The following is a 6348-nucleotide window of genomic DNA, read 5'->3' as shown; positions in this document are numbered from 1 at the left end:
CCCGATCGTCGGGGCAGGATTCCGCCGGGTACGGACGCTTCGACGACATGGTCCGCGGCCTGCGCGCCGTGACGCCCGCCGGTGTGCTCGACCTCGGCCGCGCTCCCGCCTCGGCGGCCGGACCGGACCTGCGCCAACTGCTCCTCGGTTCCGAAGGGGTGTTCGGTGTCATCACCCGGGTTCGGGTCCGGGTGCACCGGGTTCCGGAGACCACGCGCTACGAGGCCTGGTCCTTCCCCGATTTCGCCACCGGAGCCGAAGCATTGCGTGCGGTCACCCAGACCGGCACCGGCCCGACCGTGATCCGGTTGTCCGACGAGGCCGAGACCGGAGTCAACCTGGCCACCACGGAGAGCATCGGCGAACAGAGCATCACCGGTGGCTGTCTGGCCATCACGCTGTTCGAGGGCACGGCGGCCCACACCGCGAGCCGCCACGCCGAAACCCGTGCCGTGCTCGAACAACACGGCGGCACCTCGCTGGGCGAACCGGCCGCCCGGGCCTGGGAGCACGGCCGGTTCGGTGCGCCGTATCTCCGCGATTCGCTACTGGCAGCGGGTGCGCTGTGCGAGACCCTGGAGACCGCCACCACGTGGTCCAACCTCTCCGCGCTCAAGGCCGCGGTCACCGAAGCCCTGACCACCTCGCTCGCCGAATCCGGCACGCCGACCCTCGTGATGTGCCACATTTCGCATGTGTATCCCACCGGAGCCTCGCTGTATTTCACCGTGGTCGCCGGTCAGCGTGGCAACCCGATCGAGCAGTGGCGCAAGGCCAAGATCGCGGCGTCCGACGCGATGGTGGCCACCGGCGGAACCATCACCCATCACCACGCGGTCGGCGCGGATCACCGCCCCTGGATGCGCGACGAAGTCGGCGACCTCGGCGTCGAGATCCTCCGCGCGGTCAAGGCCACGCTCGACCCGGCCGGAATCCTCAACCCGGGCAAGTTGATTCCGTGAACCAGGTCACCGTACTGACCAATCCCCTGTCCGGACACGGCAATGCCCCGCATGCGGCCGAACGGGCGGTCGCACAGCTCCAGCGACGCGGCATCGACGTGTGTGCGATCGTCGGGACCGATGCCGCGCACGCCCGCCGGCTGGTCGATGACGCCCTCGACCGTGGCACTGATGCTCTCGTGGTGGTCGGTGGCGACGGGGTGATCTCACTGGCGCTGCAGGCGCTGGCCACCGGCGATGTGCCGCTCGGCATCGTGCCGGCAGGCACCGGCAATGACCACGCGCGCGAATACCGCTTGCCGACAGGCGATCCCGAGGCAGCGGCCGATGTCATCGCCGACGGCCGGACCGAGACCGTCGATCTCGGCCGCATCGAGGACGCCTCGGGTGCGGTCAAGTGGTTCGGCACCGTGATGGCGGCCGGCTTCGATTCACTGGTCAGTGATAGGACCAACCGGATGCGCTGGCCGCACGGCCGGATGCGTTACAACGTCGCGATGCTCGCGGAGATCTCGAAGCTGCGGCTGTTGCCGTTCCGGCTCACGTTCGACGACGAGCCCGAGATCCGCACCGACCTCACGCTGGCCGCCTTCGGCAACACCCGCAGTTACGGCGGCGGCATGCTGATCTGCCCCGGTGCCGATCACGCCGACGGGCTCCTCGACGTCACGATGATCACCTCGGCGTCGCGCACCAGGCTGATCCGGTTGTTCCCCACCGTTTTCAAGGGCACCCACGTCAATCTCGACGAGGTGACGACCAAACGCGCCCGGACGGTCCACGTCGAGTGCCCGGGCATCAACGCCTACGCCGACGGCGATTTCGCGCTTCCGTTGCCGGTGACGGTATCCGCGGTGCCGGGTGCGCTGCGCATACTCGTGCCGAGGCAGTCCTGAATGAACTCCACGATGCAGTCTCGCGCCTCACGGCTCTCCGGCAGGAACGGTAGGAACGCCGGAAACGCGTGCAGCTGACCTGGCCAGAGCTTGAGGGTGCACGGCCGGCCCAAACCGGTCAGGACCTCGTGCATTCGTTCGGCGTCGCAGCGGAGCACTTCGGATTCGGCGGCCACGATCAGGCTGGGCGGGAACTGGTCGAGCCGCCCGTCCACAGGTGACAACGCGCGGCCGTCCGAGGTGCGTGGGCTGACACAGTCGACGATCATCGGCAGCACCAGTCCGATGCCCATCAGATCAGCGTCGAGGTTGGGGTGCCCGGCTCGGCGTTCGCCGTCGAGCTCGAGCAACGGGCTGATGCCCACCACGCCGGCCGGGGCCCCGATCCCCTGCTCCTGGGCGGCGAGAACGGTTGCGAACGCCAGGAATCCGCCTGCCGAGTCCCCCGCCACTACGGTCTTGGCCGGGTCGGCACCCTGATCCAGCAGCCAGCGGTAGGCGCTCAGGCAGTCCGTGATCGACTCGTCGACGGTCACATCAGGATGCTGTCGATACTCGACGTGCACCACGGGCAGACCGGTGCGCCGGGCGAGTGCGACCACCACGTGCACATGGGTGTCGAAGCCGCCGAGGATGAACCCCCCGCCGTGCAGGTAGAGGATGGCGCCGTCAGCGAGCGGGCGGTGGGCCGATTCGACCGTGCGGACGGTCTCGACGGTGACGCCCCCGAACCCGACCCGGCTGACCTGTAATCCCCGCCGCGGGCGCAGGCGCTGCAGCCGCGCGACCGTATTGATGCGACGGCCGATCGCGGTGAGGCGGTCCTCGACGGATCGATTGCCTTGGTAGGCAGCCGATCTGCGCATCTGGACCAGCAGCGTCCGGCGCGCGATCGCATAGCACGCTCGGGATCTCCGGCTGGGACGGCGGGTCGACAGCGCAGCGGCTGATGAACTCATCCCCGGCTCCTTCGGCGATACAGGCAAGTCGATCCGACCGTCGGATAATACACAGAACTGCGCTTGTGTATATAAAAACCGCGATGTCAGTCGACCGGCTGCGGCGCCCCTAGGGCGGCAAGCAGTTTCACCAGATGCCCGAACGCGTCGGTGAACGGTCGCGCCGGCACCGACGGGTCGATCGCCCGCTGGATGCCCAGGCCGATCCCGGCGCTGAGCAGCAGATTGGCAAGGTCGTCCAGGCTGGCGGCTACCGCACTGTGCTCCAATTGCGCTTCGGTGAGGCCGAGTTCGGCAGACATGGATTGCAGGACTTCGGTGACCATACCGGCGGCGTCGTTGCGCAGCGTCGTGATCATGCCGGCCAGTTCCGGGTTGTGCCGGGACAACACCGCGAATTCGAGTTCGAGCATCGTCCACCCGACGTCGCCCGCGGTGCGCTCCAGCCAGGCACTCACCGCCGCGACGCGGCTCTCCAGGTCGGCGTCCGACGTCGCGAGTTCGGCCATCTCGGCGAACTTCTCGCGGTGGATCAGCTCGAGCACGTCGCGGCACAGGTTGGGCTTGCTGCCGAAGTTCGAGTACACCGCTCCCTTCGAGAAGCCCGCGTCATCGGCGATGTCCTCAAGACTGGTGCCGGCGTAACCGTGACGCAGAAAGCGCTGCCTGGCCGCCTCCAAGAGTTCGGCGCGGGTCTGTTCCTGGCGTTGCACCCTGGTCAGCCGCGGCATGCTCCGATGATAGTTCCCGTTGAACTCCGGGTATTGAATTAACTCCGAGTATTCAGATACCGTGAGTATGCGAATGGTCGCGATCGACTCCTGGGAAGGGCATGACGTGCGGTTTTCACAACGACAGGTGGCACTCGACCGGGCGGTGGTGATCGTCACCGGCGGGGCGCGCGGCCTCGGAGCCCGGACGGCCGAGCTCTTCGCCAGGCGGGGCGCCACGGTATGGATCGGCGATGTCGACGCGGACGTCGCGGCCGCCACGGCGGCCACCCTGCCGCGCTGCCGATCGGGGCATCTCGATGTCACACAGCGGGCATCGTGGGACCGGTTCGTCGCCGAAGTCCTCGCCGAATCGGGGCCGGTGGACATTCTGGTCAACAACGCCGGAGTGATGCCGCTCGGCCCGTTCGACGCCGAATCCGAGGCCACCACCGACCTGATCCTCGATGTCAACGTGCGCGGTGTGCTGAACGGGATGGGGGCCGTGATCCCGTCGATGGTGTCTCGCGGCCGGGGCCACGTGGTGAACGTGGCCTCGATGGCCGGCATGATTCCGATCCCCGGCATGGTGACCTACAACGCCAGCAAGTTCGCCGCACTGGGCGCCTCACTCGCGGCCCGCCGTGAGTACGCCGGCACCGGGGTCACGGTCTCGGCCGTGCTGCCATCGGCGNGGAGCGCAGCGTCGTTCCGACCGCCGCGATCAACGCAACCGAACCACCCGAGGCACCGAAGATTGCCGCGCCGCCGGTCGTGTCGGCACTGCTGGGGGTGGCTGGCCTGGCCCCGTTCGGTGCGGGCAGCACCCCGGTGGCGCCCGGCCAGTCCCCGGCGTTGTGGGCCATGATGGCCTGGACCCGAAGGGAATTCGAGCGCTCGATCAACACCACCACCAACCTGGTGTCGGTCAACGATGCCGCGTCGGTGGTGGCCGAGGGTGACATCCGGCCGATGGCGGCGGTCACGCCGAACGCCGCGATCCAGACCGACGATCTCACCCCTAAGCCTCAGGTGCCGAAGTCCCTGGCGGAGTTCACCGACAAGCTCGGGCCGGTTACCGGCCCCGGCGTCACCGACCACTGGTACGTCGCGGGCACGGATCTCGGGATCATGTGGAACAGCGGGTACGTCGACCCCACCACGGGCAAGGCGATCATCTACACGATGTTCGGCGACACCTACAGCGGCCGCGGTATGACCGGTGACTGGCGCAACAACGTGCTGTTCCGCACCAGCGACACCGACCTGTCCGACGGTCTCCAGTTCAGCGGTGCGGTCGTCAGTGTCGGCGCGAAGTACCCCGGCGATCCTGCCGGAGTGCATGATTGGTACGGCACCGGCGGCCCGGCGGCGGGCGCCACCCAGATCATCTACGACCCCGGCTACGACGGATTGTTCGGCCGGACGTACACGATGATCCCCACCTCGGCGATCGCGATCCGGAACGACGACGGCAGTTACACGCAGTACGCCACCGTGATGTCGGTGCGCACCTGGGACAACCCCGGCAGCTGGACCACCAATTACTCGGGCATCGCCTACTCCACCGACGGCGGCAAGAACTGGACGGTCGATCCCGACACCGTGCGTTCGTCGGGCTGGTTCCGCGCGGGCCCGGCCTACGTGCCCGGCGACGAGCATTTCCAGCAGAACGCCCTGGTGATGTCGGACGACCCAGAAGACCCCTACGTCTACGTGTACGGGACACCGTCGGGCCGCCAGGGCTCGGCCTACGTGGCTCGGGTGGAGCGGGATCAGCTCACCAACCTGGACGCCTACGAGTATTGGGCGGGCGAGGATGCCGGCGTCGGCCAGTGGGTCACCGGCGACCCGTCGGCCGCGGTTCCGGTATTCGGTTCCAGCAGCACCGATCTGCTGCCCACCCTGTACAAGGTGGCCGACTTCTTCACCTTCGGCTTGTTCACCAAGATCGCCAACGGCATCTGGGTCGGCGGGCTGCCAACCAACGGCAACGTCAGCGAGATGTCCGTCCAGTACAACGAATACCTCGGCAAGTACGTGGTGCTCTACACCGATGGCGGCAACAATGTGGTGATGCGCGTGTCGGACTCACCGCAGGGTGAATGGTCGGACACCACGACGCTGGTCAACAACAACCTGACCAGCAACAGCGGCATGTACGCACCGATGGTGCACCCGATGTCGGGCACCGATTACTTCAACAAGGTCGATGCCAACGGCAATGTCGTCGAGGACAATTCGCAGTATCTGTACTACAACCTGTCCTACTGGGGCGATTACAACGNGCGGCCCGCACCTCGGTTCCGGGCTGGGTCGCCCCCGGCTGGGCACTCGTCGACGCCCTCGTGCCGGAGGCGCTCCAACGTGCGGTGCGCGGCCGGATCAACGACCGGCGCGCCCTGACGGAGCTGGATCCCAACGGCCGGTCAGCCTACCTGCAGCGGATCGAACGCCAGTCCAAAGACCATGCGGTCCAGTCGGATTCCGGGGTGACGCCATGAGCACGGCCCTGGTGATCGGGTGCGGTGGCACCATCGGCGGCGCGTGGACCGTCGCCGCCCTGCATGCGTTGGCTGAGCAGACCGGCTGGAACCCTTGCGACGCCGCCGTGCTGCAGGGCACCTCGGCGGGAGCCGAGCTCGTCACGATGCTCGGTGGCGGCGCCACGGTGACCGATCTGGTCGAGATGCAGCGCGGCACCTCCGACGACGAGCGGTTGCGCAGGCACATCGCGGACACCCCGCCGAGCCTGCCGCCGATTCCCTCGCCGCGACTGCTCAATCCCCGGCTGCTGGGCAGCCAACGCGGCCTCGCCGCC

At 67.8% G+C, this 6348-nt stretch carries 5 protein-coding genes and 2 pseudogenes; 5 read left to right on the top strand and 2 right to left on the bottom strand.

What is annotated here, in order from left to right; translation table 11 throughout:
• On the top strand, positions 1–962 hold a 962-nt coding region (locus BN4332_RS06915), incomplete at its 5' end, for an FAD-binding oxidoreductase (RefSeq protein WP_276527209.1).
• Complete coding sequence (locus tag BN4332_RS06910) at positions 959–1858, top strand: diacylglycerol kinase (protein WP_066897779.1); 900 nt, start codon at positions 959–961, stop codon at positions 1856–1858. The genes BN4332_RS06915 and BN4332_RS06910, both read left to right, overlap by 4 nt.
• On the opposite strand, the gene BN4332_RS06905 is transcribed toward BN4332_RS06910, so the two are convergent.
• Positions 1768–2817, bottom strand: coding sequence for an alpha/beta hydrolase (locus BN4332_RS06905; RefSeq protein ID WP_066897778.1), 1050 nt, complete (start codon positions 2815–2817; stop codon positions 1768–1770). The two genes, BN4332_RS06910 and BN4332_RS06905, sit on opposite strands and share 91 nt — an antisense overlap.
• A gap of 86 nt (positions 2818–2903) precedes the next feature.
• Positions 2904–3548 (bottom strand): TetR/AcrR family transcriptional regulator, encoded by a 645-nt coding sequence (locus BN4332_RS06900; protein ID WP_066897777.1) that lies wholly within the window; start codon positions 3546–3548, stop codon positions 2904–2906.
• Between the two features lie 73 nt (positions 3549–3621).
• Between BN4332_RS06900 and BN4332_RS06895 the strand changes: the two are divergent.
• The 3 genes and pseudogenes from BN4332_RS06895 to BN4332_RS06880 form a co-directional block, all read left to right on the top strand.
• Positions 3622–4221, top strand: a pseudogene (locus BN4332_RS06895) (SDR family NAD(P)-dependent oxidoreductase); the annotation flags it as partial.
• Positions 4222–4391: 170 nt separating this feature from the next.
• Positions 4392–5933, top strand: a complete 1542-nt coding sequence (locus BN4332_RS06890; protein WP_084459201.1) for a glycoside hydrolase family 183 protein — start codon at positions 4392–4394, stop codon at positions 5931–5933.
• A 94-nt stretch (positions 5934–6027) separates the two neighbouring features.
• Positions 6028–6348 (top strand): annotated as a pseudogene (locus BN4332_RS06880) (patatin-like phospholipase family protein); the annotation flags it as partial.

The organism is Mycolicibacterium houstonense, from assembly GCF_900078665.2.
Classification (GTDB): Bacteria; Actinomycetota; Actinomycetes; order Mycobacteriales; family Mycobacteriaceae; genus Mycobacterium; species Mycobacterium houstonense.
The sequence above is the reverse complement of the archived record's forward strand: the minus strand, read 5'-3'. Positions and strand labels throughout refer to the sequence as shown.